The 20662-nt window shown below is 64.0% G+C and carries 16 protein-coding genes; 10 read left to right on the forward strand and 6 right to left on the reverse strand.

The window, feature by feature from the left end; all coding sequences use genetic code 11:
• Positions 1 to 107: 107 nt before the first annotated feature.
• Positions 108 to 1268 carry a signal recognition particle-docking protein FtsY gene (ftsY, locus tag CLI93_RS05370; RefSeq protein WP_420823109.1) on the reverse strand — a complete coding sequence of 387 codons (1161 nt, stop codon included), beginning with the start codon at positions 1266 to 1268 and terminating at the stop codon, positions 108 to 110.
• 544 nt (positions 1269 to 1812) lie between these two features.
• Between ftsY and CLI93_RS05375 the strand changes: the two genes are divergently transcribed.
• Genes CLI93_RS05375 through CLI93_RS05390 form a run of 4 tightly spaced genes read left to right on the forward strand, consistent with a single transcriptional unit; the run spans position 1813 to position 6495 of the window.
• Entirely contained in the window at positions 1813 to 3333 is a 1521-nt protein-coding gene (locus CLI93_RS05375; protein ID WP_238945834.1) for a M16 family metallopeptidase, read from the forward strand.
• Positions 3330 to 4787 carry a M16 family metallopeptidase gene (locus tag CLI93_RS05380; RefSeq protein WP_238945833.1) on the forward strand — a complete coding sequence of 486 codons (1458 nt, stop codon included), beginning with the start codon at positions 3330 to 3332 and terminating at the stop codon, positions 4785 to 4787. Before CLI93_RS05375 ends, CLI93_RS05380 begins: the two co-directional genes overlap by 4 nt.
• Positions 4784 to 5446, forward strand: coding sequence for a 16S rRNA (guanine(966)-N(2))-methyltransferase RsmD (gene rsmD / locus CLI93_RS05385; RefSeq protein ID WP_420823106.1), 663 nt, complete (start codon positions 4784 to 4786; stop codon positions 5444 to 5446). The genes CLI93_RS05380 and rsmD overlap by 4 nt, the downstream gene beginning before the upstream one ends.
• Positions 5443 to 6495 (forward strand): asparaginase, encoded by a 1053-nt coding sequence (locus CLI93_RS05390; protein WP_095542656.1) that lies wholly within the window; start codon positions 5443 to 5445, stop codon positions 6493 to 6495. Before rsmD ends, CLI93_RS05390 begins: the two co-directional genes overlap by 4 nt.
• Here the strand turns inward: CLI93_RS05390 and CLI93_RS05395 are convergent.
• From CLI93_RS05395 to CLI93_RS05415, 5 genes are all read right to left on the reverse strand, one after another.
• Positions 6473 to 7927 (reverse strand): sensor histidine kinase, encoded by a 1455-nt coding sequence (locus CLI93_RS05395; protein ID WP_172424289.1) that lies wholly within the window; start codon positions 7925 to 7927, stop codon positions 6473 to 6475. The genes CLI93_RS05390 and CLI93_RS05395 overlap by 23 nt on opposite strands.
• Positions 7928 to 8043: 116 nt before the next feature.
• Positions 8044 to 8694: a putative pterin-binding protein gene (locus CLI93_RS05400; RefSeq protein WP_238945832.1), complete on the reverse strand. Its 651-nt coding sequence runs from the start codon at positions 8692 to 8694 to the stop codon at positions 8044 to 8046.
• Between the two features lie 41 nt (positions 8695 to 8735).
• Positions 8736 to 9461, reverse strand: a complete 726-nt coding sequence (locus CLI93_RS05405; RefSeq protein ID WP_095542654.1) for an RnfABCDGE type electron transport complex subunit B — start codon at positions 9459 to 9461, stop codon at positions 8736 to 8738.
• Positions 9462 to 9610: 149 nt separating this feature from the next.
• Positions 9611 to 11200, reverse strand: coding sequence for a polyhydroxyalkanoate depolymerase (locus CLI93_RS05410; RefSeq protein WP_095542653.1), 1590 nt, complete (start codon positions 11198 to 11200; stop codon positions 9611 to 9613).
• Positions 11201 to 11319: 119 nt separating this feature from the next.
• Positions 11320 to 12564, reverse strand: coding sequence for a multidrug effflux MFS transporter (locus tag CLI93_RS05415; protein ID WP_420823110.1), 1245 nt, complete (start codon positions 12562 to 12564; stop codon positions 11320 to 11322).
• Between the two features lie 342 nt (positions 12565 to 12906).
• Here CLI93_RS05415 and CLI93_RS05420 point away from each other — a divergent pair, with 342 nt between their 5' ends.
• The 6 genes from CLI93_RS05420 (at position 12907) to CLI93_RS05445 (ending at position 20588) form a co-directional block, all read left to right on the forward strand.
• The gene (locus CLI93_RS05420) at positions 12907 to 13920 is read left to right on the forward strand and encodes a porin (RefSeq protein ID WP_172424288.1); all 1014 of its coding nucleotides are present in this window, start codon (positions 12907 to 12909) and stop codon (positions 13918 to 13920) included.
• A gap of 382 nt (positions 13921 to 14302) precedes the next feature.
• Positions 14303 to 15886: an ABC transporter substrate-binding protein gene (locus CLI93_RS05425; protein WP_095542651.1), complete on the forward strand. Its 1584-nt coding sequence runs from the start codon at positions 14303 to 14305 to the stop codon at positions 15884 to 15886.
• Positions 15887 to 16405: 519 nt separating this feature from the next.
• Positions 16406 to 17386 (forward strand): ABC transporter permease, encoded by a 981-nt coding sequence (locus CLI93_RS05430; protein WP_095540294.1) that lies wholly within the window; start codon positions 16406 to 16408, stop codon positions 17384 to 17386.
• Positions 17387 to 17506: 120 nt separating this feature from the next.
• Positions 17507 to 18436, forward strand: coding sequence for an ABC transporter permease (locus CLI93_RS05435; RefSeq protein ID WP_095542650.1), 930 nt, complete (start codon positions 17507 to 17509; stop codon positions 18434 to 18436).
• 65 nt (positions 18437 to 18501) lie between these two features.
• The gene (locus CLI93_RS05440) at positions 18502 to 19494 is read left to right on the forward strand and encodes an ABC transporter ATP-binding protein (protein WP_095542649.1); all 993 of its coding nucleotides are present in this window, start codon (positions 18502 to 18504) and stop codon (positions 19492 to 19494) included.
• Positions 19491 to 20588, forward strand: coding sequence for an ABC transporter ATP-binding protein (locus CLI93_RS05445; RefSeq protein ID WP_095542648.1), 1098 nt, complete (start codon positions 19491 to 19493; stop codon positions 20586 to 20588). Before CLI93_RS05440 ends, CLI93_RS05445 begins: the two co-directional genes overlap by 4 nt.
• Positions 20589 to 20662 lie beyond the last annotated feature (74 nt).

Genomic DNA, 20662 nt, shown 5'->3' on the forward strand with positions numbered 1-20662 from the left:
CACTCGTGCCGAGATCGTGAGCAGGCTCGGCCTCTATGACTGCCATGCAAAAAGCCCCTGGCGGCCTAGAGGGCCGTCAGGGGCTTGGCGTAAGCGGCCAAGGCCGCTCAATCCAGCAGCGCCTGGGCGAACTCGCGGGCGTTGAAGGTTTGCAGGTCTTCGAGCTTTTCGCCCACGCCGATGAAGTACACGGGCACGGGGCGCTCCTGGGCGATGGCGGCCAGCACGCCGCCTTTGGCGGTGCCGTCGAGCTTGGTGACGATCAGGCCCGTCAGTTGCAGCGCGTCGTCAAAGGCCTTGACCTGGGCCAGCGCGTTCTGGCCGGTGTTGCCGTCGATCACCAGCAGCACCTCGTGCGGGGCGCTGGCTTCGGCCTTGGTGATGACGCGCTTGATTTTTTTCAGCTCTTCCATCAGGTGCAGCTGCGTGGGCAGGCGACCGGCGGTGTCCACCAGCACCACGTCCTTGCCGCGCGCCTTGCCGGCGGTGACGGCGTCGAAGCTGACGGCGGCCGGGTCGCCGCCTTGCTGGCCGATGATTTCCACGGTGTTGCGCGTGGCCCAGACGCCCAATTGCTCGCGCGCGGCGGCGCGGAAGGTGTCGGCCGCGGCCAGCAGCACGCTGGCCTCGGCATCGGCCAGGTGGCGCGTGAGTTTGCCGATGGAGGTGGTCTTGCCCGCGCCGTTGACGCCCGCGACCATGATGACGGTGGGCTCGTGCTCGCCGATCACCAGGGTTTTTTCCAGCGGTTGCAGCAGCTGGGCAATGGCATCGGCCAGCAGGCCTTTGACCTGGGCCGGATCGGTGGCCTTGGCGGCCTTGACGCGGCGGCGCAGGTCATCGAGCAGGAAGGTGGTGGCCTTGACGCCCGCATCGGCCATGAGCAGCGCGGTTTCCAGCTCCTCGTACAGGTCTTCGTCGATTTTCGTACCGGTAAAGACGGTGGAGATGCTGCTGCCGGTTTTGCGCAGCCCGGCTTTGAGCTTGTCCAGCCAGCTTTTGCGTTCCGCAGCGGGTGCAGGTGTGGCGCTGGCGGGGGCTGTTTCGGCAGGGGCGGGCGCGGCCACGGGGGCGCTGCCCACGGCCGGGGCTGCCGGCTGCGGCATGGGCGTGGGCGTGGGCACAGCCTGCTGGGCTGACGACGCTGTGCCGGGTGCGGGCACGGCGGGCGCGGATGGGGGCAGCGGCGCAGGCGGCGGCGCTGTGGTCACGGCCGGTGGTGGGCTCAGTGACTGGGCCGGCGCCGCGGGTAGGTCGGCGGGTTGCAGGGGCGCGGCTGTGGGCGGGGCCGGGATGGCAGCCGATACAGGGGGCTGCACGGGGGCAGACGCTGGCGCGTTGATGCCGGGGGGCGCGTGCGGCTCGACGGCGGGAACGGCCGCAGGTGGCGCGGTGACTGGCTCCGGGGGCTGAGGGCGCTGTGCAGGGGCAGGCGCTGTGTGAGCCGGGCCCACTGTTTCAGCTGCGTCGGCGAGCTTGGGGGCCTCAGGGGCAGCAAGGGGCGCAGGCGTGGGCGGCGCAATCGGCGCGGCGGGGGGCGCGGCGGGCGGCGTGTCGATGGCTTGCTGGCGCAACCAGTCCATGACGCTGCTGTCGACAGCCGGTGGCTTGGCGCTGGTTTCGCTGGGCGCGGGGGCTGGGGATTTTTTTCTGAAAAAGCTGAACATAATGCGCGGCGTTGGTGCTGCCAGGGGCACGGGCCTGGGCACGCGCCAAAATGGCATTTAGGCGTTGGGCAACGTGCCCGACGGGGCGCTGTGGCGCCTTCATCAATGGAGAACCTGGACTGTGAAGACGCAAGAGCGCGATTGTATGAAACCTTGGTTGAGGCGCAGCGCAGCGCTGCTGGCTGCGGCCTGCCTGGCCGCATGCGCCAGCGCCCCAGGCACTGCCGCGCTGGAGGCGGACAAACCGCCGGCCGCGCAGGTGGCAGCGCCAGCGGCATCGACTGATCAATTGCCGGTCGGCGCGCAGGCGCTGCGCGAGGATGAGGCGCTGGCGCATTACCGGCTGGCCAATGGGCTGGAGGTCATCGTCAAGCCCGACCGGCGCGCGCCGACGGCCATCCACATGCTGTGGGTGCGCGTGGGCTCGATCGACGAAGCCGATGGCACCAGCGGCGTGGCGCATGCGCTGGAACACATGATGTTCAAGGGCAGCAAGGCCTTGGCGCCGGGCGTGTTCTCGCGCCGCGTGGCCGAACTGGGCGGGCAGGACAATGCCTTCACCAGCCTGGACTACACGGCCTATTTCCAGCAGGTGCCGGTGCAGCAGCTGGGCGTGGTGATGGGCCTGGAGGCCGAGCGCTTTGCGCACAACCAGTGGCCCGATGAGGAGTTCACGCGCGAGATCGAGGTCATCAAGGAAGAGCGCCGCCTGCGCACCGACGACCAGCCGCGCGCCAAGCTGTTCGAGCAGCTGATGGCCGCCACCTTCATGGCCGCGCCGCAGCGCCGCCCCATCATCGGTTGGATGGACGACTTGCAGCGCATGCGCGCCGAGGACGTGCGCGCTTTCTACCGCCAGTGGTATGTGCCGTCCAATGCCGCCGTGGTGGTGGTAGGCCAGGTGCAGCCGCGCCAGGCGCTGGCGCTGGTGGCGCGCCACTATGGCGATGCGCTGCAGAGCAGTGCGCAGCTGGCAGCCACGCTGCCGGCGCGCAAGATCACGCAGGAGCCGCCGCAGCAAGGCCCCAGGCGCATTGTGCTGCGCGATCGGGTCGAGCAGCCGGTGCTGCTGATGGCCTTCAAGGCCCCGGCGTTGCAGCAGTTGCAGCAACCTACCGCCAGCGATCGTGAGGCGCTGGCGCTGATGGCGCTGGCCGGCGTGCTCAGCGGCTATGAGGGCGCGCGGCTGGAGCGCGCGCTGGTGCGCGGCCCGCAGCGCGTGGCCGACAGCGTCGATGCCAGCGCCATGCTCAGCAACCGCAGCGGCAATGGCCTGTTCCTGCTCAGCGCCATCCCCGCGCCCGGGCGCGATGGCCAGGCCGTGGAGCAGGCGCTGCGCCGGACGATTGCCGAGGTGGCGCAGCGCGGCGTTGGCCAGCAGGAGCTGCAGCGAGTGGTCACGCAGTGGACGGCGGCCACGGTGTACGAGCAGGACTCGATGTTCGCGCAGGCCAATGAGCTGGGGCGCAATTGGGTCCAGGGCTGGCCGCTCGATGCCAGCGAGTTGCTGATCCAGCGGCTGCGCGAAGTCACGCCCGAGCAGGTGCAGGCCGTGGCGGCGCGCTATTTCGGTGACGATGGGCTGACGGTGGCCGAGTTGCAGCCGCAGGCGCCATCCGCCGCAGCATCCACGGCACCCAAGGCCACACGCAAGGAGCAACCATGATGAAGCGCCCATTTCTCATCCATGCCCTGAGCGCGGCGGCGCTGGTGGCCTGCGCGCCGCTGCCGCCAGCGGCCCAGCAGGCTGCACAGCAGTCAGCGCCACAGCCAGCGCAGCAACAAGTACAGCAGCCAGCGGTGCTGCACCAGCCCTTGCCGGCCGATGCGCAGACGCAGGCCCCATCGCTGCTGCCCATCGAGCACTGGCGCCAGGCCAGCGGCGCGCAGGTCTGGCTGGTGCACAGCCCCAGCCTGCCGATGGTGGATGTACAGATCGACTTCGATGGCGGCGCGCGGCGCGATCCGGCCGACCAGGCCGGCCTGGCCACGGCCACGGCCAGCATGCTGACCAAGGGCGTGCGCGCAGTGGCCGGCCAGGCCGCCCTGGACGAAGACCAGTTGGGCCAGGCCTGGGCCGACCTGGGTGCATCGTTCGAGGCCAGCGCCAGCCGCGATCGCTTCACGCTGCACCTGCGCAGCCTGACCGATGAGCAGCTTCTGCCCAAGGCCGTGGCGCTGGCTGCGCGGCAAATTGGCCAGAGCGCCTGGCCCGAGGCCGTCTGGCAACGCGAGCGCCAGCGCTGGAGCACCGCGCTGCGTGAGGCCCAGACCCGCCCGGGCGTGATCGCAGGCCAGGCCTTCGATCAAGCCGTCTACGGCGCGCACCCCTACGGCTATCAAGTACAGCCCCAGACCCTGGCGCAGATCGGCGTGCGCGACATGCAAGCTTTTTATGCCCGGCATGTGCAGCCCTGCCAGGCCAAGGTCAGCGTGGTCGGCCGCATCGGCCGCGAGCAGGCCGACCGCCTGGTGCACGAGCTGCTGGCCCAGTTGCCCCAAGCCACGGTCTGCAAGGCCTTGCCGGCCGTCTCTGAGGTGCAGCCGCTGTCGCAGGCCAGCAGCCAGCGTATCCCCTTTGCGGCTGAGCAGGCCCAGGTACTGATTGGTCAGCCGGGCATTCGCCGCGATGACCCGGACTTTTTGGCGCTGCTGGTGGCCAACCACATCCTGGGCGGCAGTGGCTTTGGGTCGCGCCTGATGGAGCAAGTGCGCGAGCAGCGCGGCCTGGTCTATGGCGTCTCCAGCAGCTTCAGCCCGGGCAACCATGCCGGGGCCTTCACCATCGGTTTGCAAACGCGCGCCGACCAGGCCGAAGCGGCCGTGCAGCTGGTGCATGAGCTGGTGGCCGAATTCGTCGCCAAGGGCCCGACCGAGAAAGAGCTGGCCGATGCCAAGGCCAATCTGATTGGCGGCTTTGCGCTGCGTATCGACAGCAACGCCAAGCTGCTGGGCAATGTGGCCAACATCGCCTGGAACGACCTGCCGCTGGACTATCTGGACACCTGGACGGCCAAGGTCCAGGCTCTGAGCGTTGCCGACATCCACCGTGCGTTGCAAAAGGCGCTGCAGCCGCAGGCCATGGCCACCGTCATTGTCGGCCTGGGGGACAGGCCTTGAATACGCCGCCGTTGGCCGGCCGCGCCCGCGAGACCAAGGCCGGCGCTGCCAAGGCGACAGCGGTCAAAGCGGCCAAAGCGGCGCCAGGGCAGGTGCGCATCATCGGCGGGCAATGGAAGCGCAGCCGCCTGCCGGTGGCCGCGCGCCCTGGCCTGCGGCCCACGCCCGATCGCGTGCGCGAGACCCTGTTCAACTGGCTGGGCCAGGATTTGCACGGTCGCCACTGCCTGGACGCCTTTGCGGGCAGCGGCGCGTTGGGGCTGGAGGCCGCCTCGCGCCATGCGGCGCAGGTGCTGCTGGTTGAGCGCGACCCGGGCCTGTGCCGCCAATTGCAGGCCCATGCGCAGCGCCTGCAGGCGGGCAATGTGCGCATCCAGTGCGGCGATGGCCTGGCGGCGCTGCGTGCGCCCTGCGCGCAGCAGCCCCAGGGTTGGGATGTGGTCTTTCTCGACCCTCCCTATGCCGCTGGGTTGGATGAGTCAGCCTTGCAGCTGGCGCGTAACGCGCTGACGCCCGATGGCTGGCTGTACTGGGAAAGCGGTCGTGAATGGGGCCAGGCCGAGCTGGCCGAACTGGGCTGGCAGCGCCGCCACTATCTGCGCGCTGGCCAGGTGCATGCGCATTTGCTGGCGCTGGCGCCGGTTGGGGCTGAGGCATGAGCGGCGGCGCCGCGCCGCAGCTGCGCATCCTGGCCACGGGCGGCACCATCGCCGGTCAGGCCGCCAGCGCAAGCGACCACGTGGGCTACCAAGCCGCCGTGTTGCCGGTGCAGCAATTGCTCGATGCCGTGCCGGCGCTGCAGCAACTGCCAGCTCAGCTGCATGCCGAGCAAATCTTGCAAAAGGACAGCAAGGATCTGGATGCCGGCGATTGGCTGCGCATTGCCCAGGCCACGGCCGCCGCGCTGGCGCAGCCGCAGGTGCAGGGCGTGGTGCTGACGCATGGCACGGACACGCTGGAGGAGACCGCTTGGTTTCTGCACCGTTGCCTGCCTGCCGTGGGCAAGCCAGTGGTGCTGGTCAGCGCCATGCGCCCGGCTGGTGCGCTGGGCGCAGATGGACCGCAGAACCTGTTTGACGCCTGTGTGCTCGCACTGTCTGCCGTGCAGATTGGATTGGTGCGCGCAGGCGCAGGCTGCCAGGTGCTGACAGTGGCTGCGGGCCGCGTCTTCGATGCGCTGACAGTGCAGAAAGTGCAGCCTTACCATGTGCCGGCTTTCAGTGCCGGTGAGGCTGGCCCGCTGGCCTGGGTGGAGCAGGGGCAGGTGCGCTTGGCCAGAGCGCCTTGCTCGCCAGGGCCCGGGCAGGATGAGCCGTGGGCCGAGGGGCTATGGGCGCCAGGCCATTACCAGGCGCTGCTGCGGGCTGCAGCGCAGACGCCACCGCCTGCCGTGGCTTGGCTGAGCAGCCATGCGGGGTTTGATGCGCGCCAGGTTCAGGCCTTGGTGGCGGCCGGTTTTGAGGGGCTGCTGGTGGCGGGCACGGGCAATGCGACCTTGCACCATGCCTTGCACACGGCCTTGTGCGAGGCCCAGCGCGAGGCTGGGGTGGCCGTGGCCGTAACCAGCCGCTGCAATGCCGGGGCCGTGGTGCCCGGCCCAGCGCCGAACTGGCCATTGCTGCCTTTGCCACCAGCCAAGGCGCGGCTGGAGCTGCAACTGCAGCTGTGGCTGCAGCGCATACCATTCAGCGCGGCAGGATCAGTGTGACGCACAAGCCCTGCGGCTGTGCGGATGTGACGCTCAGCGTGCCGCCGTGCAGCTGGGCAATGGCTTGCGCCGCCTGCAAGCCCAGGCCTTTTTCGTTGGTCAAAATGGCCTCGATGTCGTCCTGGGCGGCTGGCAGCAGGGCGGCAATTTGCGCTTCACTCAGGCCTTGGCCCCAGTCGCGTACGCGCAGCTCCAGTGCGTTGCGAGTGCTGGACAGACTCATTTCAATGGGGCAGTCGGGTGGGGTATAGCGGCAGGCGTTTTCCAGCACATTCAGGATGAGTTGTTCGAGCAGGGCTGGATCGGCCGACAGCGCAAAGGCTGGCAGGTTGGCCAGGCGGGCTTGGCGCACGTCGAACGCGGTGCGGTAGGTGCGCAGCGTCAGCGGTTGCTTGGGGGCCGCATGGGTGTCGCTGCCGTCCGTCTCGCTCTGGTCGGCATCCTGGATGCGCAGATGCAGAATCCGCCCAGGGTAGAGGGTGCGGATGTGTCCAGAGCATTGCTGCGCCAGCACATACAGGCTGCAAGGCAGTCGGCTGGCGCGCAGCTGGCCGTTTTCGATGCGCAGCCTGCTGAGCACGCTGTTGATCAGGTTGTGCACGCGCAAGGTGGCTTCGCGGATGTGGCGGCTTTTGCGTTCGAGCAAGGGGCTCAGATCATTGCCCTGGTCGGGGAAGTTGGCTGGGTGGCGCTGTATGCCATGCTTGAGACGCTGCATGTGGGTGTTGATTTCCAGCAGCGGCGCGCGCATTTGCTGTGAGAGCAGGGCCACGAAGTAGCGGTACAGGGCGTGCGCGCGGTGGGCGGTTTGCAATGCGGCAATGTCGCTTTGCAGGAGCCTGCGTTGCTCCATCAGCAGGGCGGTGTGGCGCGCGCGTTGCCGCAGCTGGCGCAGCAGCATCAATAGCAGAGCGAGCGTGCAAATGATCAGCAGCAGCAAAGCCAACAGGGCAGCGCGGATGAGCTGGTGTTGGTATGCCAACGCCTGGTCGTATTCGACGCGCTCGGTGGTCGAAATCTGGCTGCTTGCGGCGCGCAGTTTTTCTGACAGACTTTCTAGCAAAGCCGGACTTGGCATTGCCATGGGCATGGGGGTGTCGGGCGCTGAGGCCGCGCGCGCAGGTCCGGTCAGGGCTTGGCTGAATACGTCATGCAGCAACGGCGCCAGCCCCATGGCGTGCAGATTGCGCCACTGCGGCCCATCGCGCAGCAGCTGAATGCGGCTTTGCCAAAGGTCATAGCGCAAGGCCATGGTTTCGTTGTCCATCGCGCCGCTTTGCCATTGCTGCAAGCTGTGCTGCATGCGCAGCGTCTCGCGTTCGGCTTGCGCGATGTCCCACAGAACGCGCTCGCCCGTGCGTTGAATTTGTGTCTGCTGCATCAGCAAGATCTGGATCAGCAAATACACCAGTGTGATCGCCAGAGCGATCATGCCCGCCAAGGCCAAGCGCCACAGCTGGGGCGGCGGTGGGAATGGACGTGAAGGGCGCGTCATTGCAGGGCCGGGGATATGACTTTTGTGGCGGCTTTTGGGGATCAGGCTGGTGGTTACGGCAGTTCGTAGAGCTCCATAAAGTGCAGCTGCCAGGGCCAGCGGTGGTCGTAATGGGGCTGTTTGAGCTCAGCATGCGAGTCGCGCGGATAAACGATCCACAGCGGTCCTTTATCGCGCCGCGACATGGGGTGGCCGTTCATGCGCAAGGCAATGATCACATCCCACTTCCACGCATCGCTGGCCGGGATCTGGGCATGATAATCGTTGAGCGATTTTGCCAGCAGGCTCATGCTCCTGACGTCGCGCCCGTGACTGGCGAGTTGGAGCACCTCGCGCAGCAGCGGGCCTTGGAAACTGCGAACCCCGTCTGTCCAGGGAGTGCTGGTGCGCACTTCGGTTTGAGGCAGGGCCAGCAGATCTTGCTCAGTCAGGCTCAGTGTGTCGTGCCAGGGTGTTTGGATGCGCAGCAGTACAGGCCCAGTGTTGGGCTTTTCAGATTGTGTGGGCGTTGATGGCGATGGCGCCGGAGGCGCTTTTGCCTGTGCCGATGAACTGGATTGTTGTTTTGCAGCGTGTATGGGAGTCACGCCAGTCTGGCTGTTCGTTGCATTTGTGGCCGCTGGACTCTGCTGAGCCTGTCCTGCAATCCAGGCCATGCTCATGCACAAAGCCACGAGCCCTGATTTCAACCAGGATGAAGTCATACAAAGGGTCTGTCGCATGCAAGGGGGGAGCCAGTGCGCAATTACTGTGCGCGCCGCCTGGCCTGCGCTTTGGCCAGCACGGCCGCCAGGATTTGGTGTTTTTCAGCTTTTGTGGGGGCAGCGCCCGTTGCTTGCAGCGGGCGGTTGTCGTGCAAGGCCATTGGCTGTTCAGGCCCTGGTGCTGGCTCGTGTTGCCCATGGTGGCGAGCCAGTGGCCCGCTGCTGCTGCTGGGGCCGACAGTGGCGATGGTGGCGCGGCCTGCCTGTCGTTGCATGTGGCGCCGATAGCGCACTCGTGCTTGCTCAGCCTGGGCGGGGCTCCATGCAGCCCAGCCTGTGGCCTGGCCGGTGATGGGCTGCATGCGGATGCAATCCACCGGGCAGACGGGGATGCACAGCTCGCAGCCGGTGCAGGCGGACTCCAGCACCGTGTGCATGCGTTTGTTGGCGCCGATGATGGCATCGACTGGGCAGGCTTTGAGGCACAGCGTGCAGCCAATGCACCATTGCTCGTCGATGATGGCCATGGCGCGGGCGGATTCCTCACCGTGTGCTGCATTCAATGGCCAGGCGGGCCGCCCGGTGATCTCGGCCAGCCTGCGCACGCCCTCTTGTCCACCTGGCGGGCATTGATTGATGGGGGCCTGCTCAAAGGCAATGGCGTGGGCGTAGGATTGGCAATCCGGGTAGCCGCAGCGGGTGCATTGCGTTTGCGGCAAAGCCGCATCCAGCTGCGCTGCCTGCATGGCGCGGGTGCATTGGGACATGGCTTGAAACAGGGCGATGTACGGTATGGCGCGCAGCGCAGGGGATGCTGTATTTCAAAAGGCCTTGAAAGAACAAGGTGGTGCGGGCCTGCTCGTGCGCCGTGTACAGGCCCGCAGGCAACCCCATACCGCGCTGATTTGGGAGCAAATCAGCGCGAGCTATTGGCTTTGCTGTTGGAGGCGCTGGTTTTTTTGCTGCCGGAGGATGTGCTGCGGCTGGGCTTGGTGCCGCCAGCCTTGGCCTTGTGCTCCGGCCACGGTGCTTTGGGCGCCGCTTTGACAGCAGGCTTTGCTGAGGCAGGCTTGGTGGCTGCAGGCGCAGTCGACTCCTGTGCCTTGGCGGAGGCCTTGACGGCCGCGGATTGCTCTGCCGAGGGCAGGGCAGCTTCTTCATTGTTGGCGGCTGCCAGTGCATCGCCTGCGGCAGTGGCGGCAGCGGCCTCTTGCACTGCGGCCTTGGCCGCTGCTGGCAGAGCAGGTTGAAAGCGCCCGATGAAGTCACGGATCGTCGGATAGACAACCTTGCGCCAGCGGCTGCCGCTGAAGATGCCGTAGTGCCCAGCGCCCATGACATCCAGGTGCGCGCGCTGCGACTCATCGATGTTTTCGCACAGCTGGTGAGCCGCTTGCGTTTGGCCGCTGCCGGCGATGTCATCGAGTTCGCCCTCAACGGTCAGCAGGCCGACGTTCTGGATGTCCTGCGGGCGCACCAGCTCAAGCTGCCCTTCGGGGTTGCGCACTTCCCAGGTGCCATGTACGAGCTTGAAGCGCTGGAATACGGTGTCGATGGTTTCCAGGTAGTAGTTGGCGTCCATGTCCAGCACCGCGTTGTACTCGTCGTAGAACTTGCGGTGGTGTTCGGTGGCATCTTCATCGCCCTTGATGAGGTTGCGGAAGTAGTCGTAATAGCTGCTGGCGTGGCGATCCGGGTTCATCGCAACGAAGCCCGAGTACTGCAGAAAACCAGGATAGACGCGGCGCCCTTCGCCTGGGTAGCCGTAGGGGACGCGGTAGATGAGGTTGTTTTCAAACCATTCGAAGCTGCGCTTGACGGCCAGGTCATTGACGGAGGTCGGGGTCTTGCGCGCATCGATGGGGCCGCCCATCATCACCATTGACAGGGGCAGCAGCTCTTTGCGGCTGGCCATCAGGGACACGGCTGCCAGCACGGGCACTGTCGGTTGGCAGACGCTGACCACGTGGCAGTTGCCATACTGCTTTTGCAGGTAGCGGATGAACTCCTGCACGTAGTTGACGTAATCATCCAGATGAAAATCGCCTTCGCTGGTGGGCACCATGCGGGCGTTTTTCCAGTCCGTGATGTAGACCTTGTGGCCGGTGAGCATGGTGCGCACCGTCTCGCGCAGCAAAGTGGCATAGTGGCCAGACAGCGGCGCGACGATCAGCACTACGGGCTGGCCCAGCATTTTTTCCAGCGTGGCGGGGTTATCGGAAAAGCGCTTGAAGCGCAGCAGGCGGCAAAAGGGCTTGTCAATCTCCACACGCTCATGGATGGCGACATTGACGCCATCGAGATCAACGGTTTCGATGCCGAATTCCGGCTTGACGTAGTCCTTGCCCAAGCGATAGAGCAAGTCGTAGGCTGCAGAGACGCGCTGCGCCATGGGCAGGCTGGAAAACGGCAGCGAAGGGCTGGAGAACATCTTGGATGCCGCTTTGGCAAAGTCGGCAAAGGGCTCAGAGAGTGAGCGCTGCGCTTCGTAGATCTGGTAGAGCATGGCTGGAGAAAAGAAATTTTGTGCGCTGCAAAATATAACAGTTGTGCAAGACATTGCCTATGCCCGATTACCCCAATGTCCTGGGGTGTAGGCGTTGGTGAAAGGCTTGCTGCGCAGACTCAAGTGGCGTCGGTGTGCCGGCCGATGTCTGGCCAGCGCAAGTGCAGGTACAACCAGGCCAGCATGCCCACCAACCAGAACACAGCGGAGGCCACTGCAATCGCCATGGGCGAGTGCATGACCTGCGGCACGACCAGTGCGGCAACCAGCCCATTGGCTGCAGACGCCAAGCAGGCTTGCATGGATGCGGCCATGCCGCGGCGCATGGGGTTGATGTCCAGCACCAGCAGAGTTACTGGCGGCATGACGATGGCCCAGCCAAAAGAAATCAGTGCCAGCGGGGGGATCAGCACAAAGGGTTGGAGCTGCCCGAGCGCCATGCTCAGCCCGGTCAACAGCATGTTCAGCACAACGGCGATGGCCATGATGAGAAAGCCATGGCGAATCTGGCGTTTCGGGGGCATGATGCCGGCCATGCGGCCGCTGGCAATGGCGCCCCCCATGATGCCGCCGATGGTGCAGAGAAACATCCAAAAGAACTGCGTGGGAGCCAGTTGCAGATGTTGCCCAAGGAATTCTGGCGCCGCCAAAATATAGATGAACATGCTGTTGAAGGGCAGGGCGCTGCTGATGGCCAACAGCAGAAAGCGAGCGCTTCTGCCCAAAGAAAAATATCCGGCCAGCAGCGATTGCAATGCAAACGGCTGGCGGGCCTGCGGCGCCAGGGTCTCGGGCAGTACCAGCCAGTTCAGCCACCACAGCCCGGCGCTAAGCAGGGCGATGAACCAGAAAATGCTCTCCCAGCCAGCCCAGGTGTAAAGCCAGCCACCGATGACGGGTGCAATGGCTGGTGCCAGACCAAAGTACAAGGTGACCCGGCTCATCACCTTCTGAGCCTGCGCAGGCGGAAACACATCGCGAATGATGGCGCGCGACACCACCATGCTGGCGCCAGATGAAAGCCCCTGCAGTGCACGAAAGAGCACCAGCTGCTCCAGCGATTGAGCAAGAGCGCACCCGACAGAGGCCAGGGCAAAGGCAGCAACGCCCCACAACACTACTGGGCGGCGACCGAAACTGTCAGCCAGAGCGCCATGGAACAGGTTCATGACGGCAAAAGCGAGCAAATAAGCCGCCAATGTGTGCTGCAGATGGGCTTTGGACGTACCAAGTGATGCGGCAATGCCTTCAAATGCAGGCAGATAGGTATCGATGGCAAATGGGCCCAGAACACTCAGCGCGGCCAGTAGCGCGGGCAAGGCCCACATTGGGCCACGCCAGGCCGGGTAGGGGTGTGGTGTCAACATGACAGGCAGAGCCGTTTTGATTGGGGATCGCCGATTTTGCAGCCAGTACAAGGCCATTTTTTGCGCTGTGGGAGACAAAAGCCGGTGACGGCGTGTACGGCGCCAACTCCGCGCCGCGATGGGCTGCGCTCGGTGGTGTTGTCTTGATGCAACGAAAAGCGGAAGAATGCCGCGCCAATTGCAAATACTCTTTGCCAAGCTCCGCCGCGTCTGCTGCAATACGTCCTAACTTCCCCACCAGGAGGTTGGCTCGGGGAACCGGCGGGATTCAAACATGGCAGAAATGCAGCCCCTGACCCCCCGTACCGGAGCCCTATGTTTAACCTTGGAGTATCCGCAATGAAAAAATCTCTGATCGCCTTGGCCGCTGTTGCTGCTTCTGGCCTGGCAATGGCTCAGTCTTCTGTGACCCTGTACGGCGTGGCCGACATCGCTATCGGTGATGCCAACGACACGCAAGGCGCGCACGCCAACTCGAACATTAACAACGGCACCAGCCGCATCGGCTTCCGTGGCGTTGAAGATCTGGGCAACGGCCTGAAGGTCAACTTCCAATTTGAACAAGGTGTGAGCTTGGCCGACGGCGCTAGCTCCGGCTTCCAGCGTCAGGCATGGGTTGGCCTGGCAGGTGGCTTCGGTACGCTGCGCGCTGGTCGTCAGCTGACTCCCAGCTTCGACTCCGTTGCTGCTTACGAAATCACCGGTACTGCCAACTATTCGGCGGTTGCTCTGAACTTCGGTTACGGCGGTGGTTCGCGTGACAACGCCATGATCAAGTACGTGACTCCTAGCTTCGGTGGCCTGAAGGCTTCTGTCGGCTATGTGTTCGAAGACAACTACAAGCTGGGCAGCTACACCGACACCAAGGGTCATTATGACGTGGCTCTGATCTACGCAAACGGCCCTCTGGCTGTGGCTGCTGGCTACAACGCTGCTGAAGTGGCTACTGGCTGGGGTCAGCGTAGCCGTGTTGAGAACGCCAACGTGGGTGCTTCTTACGACTTCGGCGCCCTGAAGCTGGCTGCTTCTTACCACTACAACGATGTGGCCGCTGGTGGCTACATGGGTGGCCCGAACACTGGTTCGACCAAGGTTGTTCCTGGCGTGGAAGGTTACTCCCTGGGCGTGAGCCTGCCCCTGGGCGCTTTCAGCCTGGCTGCTGACGCTGTGTACGCTGAAGACCGCAATGGTACCCGTGACGGTATCGACTTCGTGGTCGAAGGCAAGTACGCTCTGTCCAAGCGCACCTTCGTGTACGGTGCTTACTACCGTGCTGACAAAGAAGGCCCTGCTTACGGCACGCACTTCAGCGACGAAAACAACTTCGGTATCGGCCTGCGCCACAACTTCTAATTGGTTGGCCTGAGAAATTCAGGCCCCAATGGATGATTTGATTGAACGCCCCTGGTAAAACAGGGGCGTTTTTTTATTGGATTGTTCTGATTGAACTGCTGTGGGGTCGCAAAGCAGCTGATCAGGAATTTCCCTAAAAATTACGCAATGCCGATTGCGATGGGCAGTCACGATGGAATAATGCGCTTATTCGTCATCCGCGGCGCTGCAGTTTGGCATTGGCTTGACTGCAGCGCCGTTGCTTATGCGGAAGGTACGCGGCCAGTCGTGTGTCGAGTCTTGTTGGTCACCAGCGGGCGCCCGAGATGGGATTGCTATGCGCAGCAGGCTGCTTGGCTGTGTCGAGGTGGCTTTCTCGCAAATTGAATTACAGGAGTTTTGAATGGCTTTGAAGAAACGTGTGTTGGCTGCCTCGGTGGCGGTTGCAGTGTTGGCGGCGTTGCCCGTGGCCCATGCCAAAACGCTGCGCTGGAGCAGCCAGGGCGATATCACCAGCTGGGACATCCACTCGCAGAACAATGCATTGAACAATAGCGTTCATGCCATGGTGTATGAAAGTCTGACCTACTACAACAGTGAGACTTTCGAAGTGGAGCCCTTGCTGGCTGTTTCCTGGGAGGAGGTCTCTCCTACGCAAGTGCGCTTCAAGCTGCGCGAGGGGGTCAAGTTCTCTGATGGCACGCCTTTCACGGCCGACGACGCCGTCTTCTCGATCCAGCGAGCCATGGCGCCGACTTCGAACCTGGCTGTTTTTGCCAACAGCATTGAGCGTGCAGAAAAAGTCGATGAACACACCATGGATTTGCACCTCAAGGCTGTCAACCCGATTCTGACGCGCCAACTCACCGAGCTGCGCATGATGAGCAAGGCCTGGGCTGAGAAGAACAATTCCGTGGCCCCGAAGGATATGAAAGGTGCGGATGAAAACTTTGCGCACCGCAATGCCCTGGGCACCGGCCCCTACGTGCTGGAGTCTTGGCAGCCTGACACGCGCATGGTGCTCAAGCGCAACCCGAACTGGTGGGGCAAGATGCCCGGCAATGTCACGGAGGTCATCTATCAGCCCATTGGCTCGGCGGCAACACGCATGGCCGCGTTGCTTTCGGGTGAAGTGGATTTCGTGCTCGACCCCACGCCGCAAGACCTGCCGCGCCTGCGCAAGACGCCCAGCCTGAAGGTGGTGGACGGCATTGAGAACCGCACCATCTTCTTTGGCATGGACCAGCACCGTGATGAGCTGCCTGGTTCCAACATCAAGGGCAAGAACCCTCTGAAGGAAGTCAAGGTGCGCCAGGCGCTCTACCAGGCCATTGACATCAACACCATTGTGAAGAACAGCTTGCGTGGCCTTGGCCAGCCGGCCGGCACGCTGGTGGCGCCCATGGTCAACGGCTACACCAAGGAGCTGGACCAACGCTTGCCTTACGACGTGGCCGCTGCCAAGAAGTTGCTCGAAGAAGCCGGCTACCCTAACGGCTTCGAGGTGGACTTTGCCTGCCCGAACAACCGCTACATTGGCGATGAGGCCATTTGCCAGGCCGTCACGGCCATGTGGGCGCGCATTGGCGTCAAAGCCAAACTGCGCACGCAACCCACGGCCACCTACTTCCCCATGATCCAGCGCCATGAAGCCAGCATCTACATGCTGGGCTGGGGCGTGCCGACCTTCGATGCCATGTATTCCCTACAGTCCCTGGTGCGCACCAAGGCCACGGGCGCCGATGGCAACTACAACGTGGGGCGCTATAGCAACAGCGAGGCCGATCGCCTGATCGACGCTGCCAAGGCAGAAGGCGACCCGGCCAAGCGTACTGAGTTGCTGAGCCAGGCTCTGAAGGTCTCCAATGACACCGTGTCGCACTTGCCGCTGCACAACCAGATCATCCCTTGGGTGATGAAGAAGAACGTCAGCGTGGTGCACCGCGCTGATAACCGCCTGGACATGCGCCGCGTGGTGGTTGAATAAGCCCAGAGTCTGTTGGCCGCTTCTGCGAAACCTCGCCGAGCTGTTTGGCTTGGCGGGGTTTTGCTTGATGTGGGCGCGACTGCCGCGAGATCTCCCGCACGAGCTTTCGCTTGTGCAGGCAGGGTTCATGCACTTCTACAGCGCTTTGAAGCCAGTCGCAAAGTGTGGCTTGGGCGGATGGCTGTGCGCTGGCCGGTGATGCCTGCTACGCTATCACCCCTTGCGCGTCCGGGGATTGCCCAGTTTTGTTTTTGCAGGCAGTGCCTATCACCATCGATACCGCCCAAGATGAGGTATTGCGGATAGCCAGTAAAGGCTGAGTATCCGGAATACCTCATCACGACGACGATTGTCGTGTGCGCTGGCTTGGGGCGCCTGTTTGTGACCGCTCCAGCAGTTGGCACGCGAACTTCACTTGACACTGCCATGATTGGCCTGCGCGCATCTAGCATCTAGCGCGTGATGCCAGGCTACGCCAGCAGCGCATGCTGCGATGACATCCATACCCCCTCGATTCGAATGCTTGTCTTCATTCTCCGCCGCTTGATTCAGGCCATTGTGGTGATGGTCTCCGTCGCGTTCATTGCCTTCATGCTGTTTCAGTACGTGGGCGATCCGGTGTATGCCATGCTGGGTCAGGACGCAACGCCCGAGCAAATCAGCGCATTGCGCGCCGATCTAGGGCTGGACAAGCCCTTTTTCGTGCAGTTCTGGCACTTTCTCGTCAATGCCGTGCAGGGGGATTTTGGCTTGAGTCTGCGCCAGGGGGTGAAGGTCTCGGCGCTGATTGCCGAGCGCTTTCCGGCCACACTGGAGCTGGCGCTGGTGGCTGCTGTGCTGGCGCTGGTGGTGGGCGTGCCCATGGGCGTTTATGCAGCGCTGCGCCGTGGCAGCTTCATGAGCCAGGTGTTCATGACGATTTCGCTGCTGGGCGTGTCGTTGCCGACTTTCTTAATCGGCATCTTATTGATTCTGGTGTTTTCCGTCACGCTGGGCTGGTTCCCCAGTTTTGGGCGCGGCCCGGTCACCGAGCTGGGCTGGTGGTCCACTGGCTTGCTCAGCGCCAAGGGTTGGCACCACATCACGCTGCCAGCCATCACGCTGGCGATCTTCCAGCTCACGCTCATCATGCGTCTGGTGCGCGCCGAAATGCTTGAAGTGCTGCGCACCGACTACATCAAGTTCGCCCGCGCCCGTGGCTTGCACAACCGCGCCATTTATTTCGGCCATGCGCTGAAGAACACCCTGGTGCCCGTGATCACCATCACTGGCTTGCAGCTGGGCGGGCTGATTGCTTTTGCCATCATCACCGAGACGGTGTTCCAGTGGCCGGGCATGGGCCTGTTGTTTATCCAGGCCGTGACCTTTGCCGACGTGCCGGTGATGGCCGCCTACCTGTGCTTGATCGCGCTGATCTTCGTCGTGATCAATCTGATCGTGGACCTGCTGTACTTCGTGGTCGACCCCCGTCTGCGGGTGGAGAAGTCGGCGGGCCATTGACGCAGCGCCGGAGCCGATGCGACACGCGCGCATCGGACAAGAAAAAAACCAGATGTCTGGCGACTGCGCCATTGCAACCGGGCACCTGGCAAATTGCAATTTGCTTGATCCAAATACACGATGACTGAACCTGCTTCCCGTTCCAACTTTCTGGCCCGCTGGTGGCACAGCGATGTGGGCTACAGCTTTCGCCATTCGCCCCTGGCCATCGTCGCGGCGCTGATTGCGCTGGTGTGCGTGTTCTGCTCCTTGTTTGCGGGCTGGGTGGCGCCACACAACCCGCTGGACGTGAGCACGCTGGAGCTGGGCGATGCGCGACTGCCGCCCGCATGGATCGAGGGCGGCAGCACCAAGTACCTGCTGGGCACGGATGACCAGGGGCGAGACATCTTCTCGGCCCTGATCTATGGCGCGCGCATCTCGCTGGTCGTGGGCATCAGCTCGGTGCTGCTGTCCCTGCTGCTGGGCGTCACGCTGGGGCTGGTGGCCGGCTTCAAGGGCGGCTGGGTGGATGCCGTGTTGATGCGCATCTCGGACGTGATGCTGTCCTTCCCGGCCATTCTGATTGCGCTGCTCATCGCGGGTGTTGGGCGCGCCGTGTTTCCCAATGCGGGCGATACCCTGGCCTTTGGCGTGCTGGTGCTCTCGATTGCGTTGACCGGTTGGGTGCAGTACGCGCGCACGGTGCGCGGCTCCACATTGGTTGAGCGCGGCAAGGAATACGTGCAGGCCGCCCGCGTGACGGGCGTGCCTTCGGTGCGCATCATGCGCAAGCACGTACTGCCCAACGTCATGGGCCCGGTGCTGGTGCTGGCCACCATCCAGGTTGCCACAGCCATCATCACCGAAGCCACGTTGTCCTTCCTGGGGGTGGGCGCGCCGCCGACCTCGCCTTCGTTGGGCACCCTGATTCGCGTCGGCAACGACTTCCTGTTTTCCGGCGAGTGGTGGATCACCATCTTCCCGGGCCTGATGCTGGTGCTCATTGCGTTGTCAGTGAACCTGCTGGGCGACTGGCTGCGCGATGCGCTCAACCCGCGGCTGCGCTGATGCAGGCAGGCGGTGCAGCGCCCTGGGCTGCCGGGCGCTGAAGAGAAGAATAAGGAGTAGTCCCCATGAGCTTATTGCAAGTGAAAAACCTGGTGGTGGAGTTCCCCAACCGCCACGGCGTTTTGCGTGCGCTGGACAACGTCTCGTTTGACATCGCCCCGGGTGAAATCCTGGGTGTGGTGGGTGAATCGGGAGCGGGCAAATCGCTCACCGGCGCCTCCATCATTGGCTTGCTGGAGCCGCCTGGGCGCGTGGCTGGCGGCCAGATCTGGCTGGATGGGCAGCGCATCGACCAGCTCACGCAGGAGCAGATGCGCCCCATTCGTGGGCGGCACATTGGCGCCATCTTCCAGGATCCGCTGACCTCGTTGAACCCGCTGTACACCGTGGGGCGCCAGCTGGTGGAAACCATCGTCACGCACTTGCCGGTCTCTGCCAAGGAGGCGCGCCAGCGCGCCATCGCGCTGCTCAAGGACACGGGCATCCCCGCTGCCGAGGAGCGCATCGACCACTACCCGCACCAGTTCTCTGGCGGTATGCGCCAGCGCGTGGTGATTGCCCTGGCGCTGGCGGCCGAGCCCAAGCTCATCGTCGCCGACGAACCCACCACGGCGCTGGATGTGTCCATCCAGGCGCAGATCATTGGCCTGCTCAAGCGCATCTGCAAGGAGCGCGGCGCGGCTGTGATGCTCATCACGCACGACATGGGCGTGATCGCCGAAACCTGTGACCGCGTGGCCGTGATGTATGCCGGGCGCGTGGCAGAGATCGGCCCGGTGCACGAAGTCATCAACCATCCGGCCCATCCGTACACGCGCGGGCTCATGGCCTCTATCCCAGATATGGACATGGACCGCGAGCGCCTCAACCAGATCGACGGCGCCATGCCGCGCCTGAATGCCATCCCGGCGGGCTGCGCCTTCAACCCGCGCTGCCCCCAGGCATTCGAGCGCTGTTACCGCGAGCGCCCGGAGCTGCAGCCCGCCGGCGCTACCCATGCCGCCTGCTGGTTGGCCACCGCCCAGCCAGCCGCCCCCCACGAGACGGAGACCGTATGACCGACGCCCTGATTGCCACTTCAGCAGCGGCCGCGCCGCAGGCCGGGGTTGCCAACTCCGAAAGCACTGCCCAACCTTTGGTGCGCGTGCACGATCTGGCGCGTACTTTCGATGTCTCGGCCCCCTGGCTCAACCGCGTCATCGAGCGCAAGCCCAAGACTTTTTTGCACGCTGTCGATGGCGTGAGCTTTGAGATCGCCAAGGGCAAAACCCTGGCGCTGGTGGGCGAGTCCGGTTGTGGCAAAAGCACCGTTGCGCGCCTGCTGGTGGGCCTGTACCCGCCCACGCGCGGCCAGTTTTTGTTTGACGGGCAGGATGCGCATCAGGCTTACCGCTCTGCCGGCGCCGAGCGCATTCGCCGGCGCATCCAGATGATTTTTCAGGATCCCTACGCCAGCCTGAACCCGCGCTGGCTGGTCGAGGACATCATTGCCGAGCCGCTGCGTGAGCACGGCATGATGAAAAACCGCGAGCAGCTGCGCCAGCGCGTAGGTGAGTTGCTGCAATCGGTGGGTTTGAGCGCGCAGGACATGAGCAAGTACCCGCACCAGTTCTCTGGCGGCCAGCGCCAACGCATCTCGATTGCGCGCGCCTTGGCCACCGAGCCTGAGTTCCTGGTGTGTGACGAGCCCACCAGCGCGCTGGACGTGTCGGTGCAGGCGCAGGTGCTCAACATCATGAAAGACTTGCAGCAGGCGCGCCAGCTGACTTATTTGTTCATCTCGCACAACCTGGCCGTGGTGCGTCACGTCAGCGACCAGGTGGGCGTGATGTACCTGGGGCGCATCGTCGAGCTGGCCGACAAGAAAGACCTGTTCGAGCGGCCGCTGCATCCCTACACGCGCATGCTGCTCGATGCCATTCCCAAAATGCACGACACAGGCAAGGCGCGCACGCCAGTGCAGGGCGAGGTGCCCAACCCGCTGAACCCGCCCAAAGGTTGCGCCTTCAACCCGCGCTGCCCGCACGCCAACGAGCGCTGCCGCACCGAGCGCCCCGTCATGCTGCGTGTGGGCAGCGCCCAGGTGGCCTGCCATGCCGTGCAGGAAGGCCGCCTGAATATCCAGACCGAGCAGGCCCCGGCGATGGCCTGATCTGGTCTGTGCGTGCGTGTGTGCGGGCCTTCCAGGCCCGCCTTTGCTTCCACACAGGCTTGCAACTCTTACAG

Source organism: Vandammella animalimorsus (assembly GCF_002288875.1).
Taxonomy (GTDB): Bacteria; Pseudomonadota; Gammaproteobacteria; order Burkholderiales; family Burkholderiaceae_C; genus Lampropedia; species Lampropedia animalimorsus.

Coding starts and splice junctions, on each gene's coding strand:
- CLI93_RS05375 (WP_238945834.1), top strand. CDS start 1,813: ATGAAACCTTGGTTGAGGCGCAGCGCAGCGCTGCTGGCTGCGGCCTGC.
- CLI93_RS05380 (WP_238945833.1), top strand. CDS start 3,330: ATGATGAAGCGCCCATTTCTCATCCATGCCCTGAGCGCGGCGGCGCTG.
- CLI93_RS05390 (WP_095542656.1), top strand. CDS start 5,443: ATGAGCGGCGGCGCCGCGCCGCAGCTGCGCATCCTGGCCACGGGCGGC.
- CLI93_RS05395 (WP_172424289.1), bottom strand. CDS start 7,927: ATGATCGCTCTGGCGATCACACTGGTGTATTTGCTGATCCAGATCTTG.
- CLI93_RS05400 (WP_238945832.1), bottom strand. CDS start 8,694: ATGACTTCATCCTGGTTGAAATCAGGGCTCGTGGCTTTGTGCATGAGC.
- CLI93_RS05405 (WP_095542654.1), bottom strand. CDS start 9,461: ATGTCCCAATGCACCCGCGCCATGCAGGCAGCGCAGCTGGATGCGGCT.
- CLI93_RS05410 (WP_095542653.1), bottom strand. CDS start 11,200: ATGCTCTACCAGATCTACGAAGCGCAGCGCTCACTCTCTGAGCCCTTT.
- CLI93_RS05420 (WP_172424288.1), top strand. CDS start 12,907: ATGAAAAAATCTCTGATCGCCTTGGCCGCTGTTGCTGCTTCTGGCCTG.
- CLI93_RS05425 (WP_095542651.1), top strand. CDS start 14,303: ATGGCTTTGAAGAAACGTGTGTTGGCTGCCTCGGTGGCGGTTGCAGTG.
- CLI93_RS05430 (WP_095540294.1), top strand. CDS start 16,406: ATGCTTGTCTTCATTCTCCGCCGCTTGATTCAGGCCATTGTGGTGATG.
- CLI93_RS05435 (WP_095542650.1), top strand. CDS start 17,507: ATGACTGAACCTGCTTCCCGTTCCAACTTTCTGGCCCGCTGGTGGCAC.
- CLI93_RS05440 (WP_095542649.1), top strand. CDS start 18,502: ATGAGCTTATTGCAAGTGAAAAACCTGGTGGTGGAGTTCCCCAACCGC.
- CLI93_RS05445 (WP_095542648.1), top strand. CDS start 19,491: ATGACCGACGCCCTGATTGCCACTTCAGCAGCGGCCGCGCCGCAGGCC.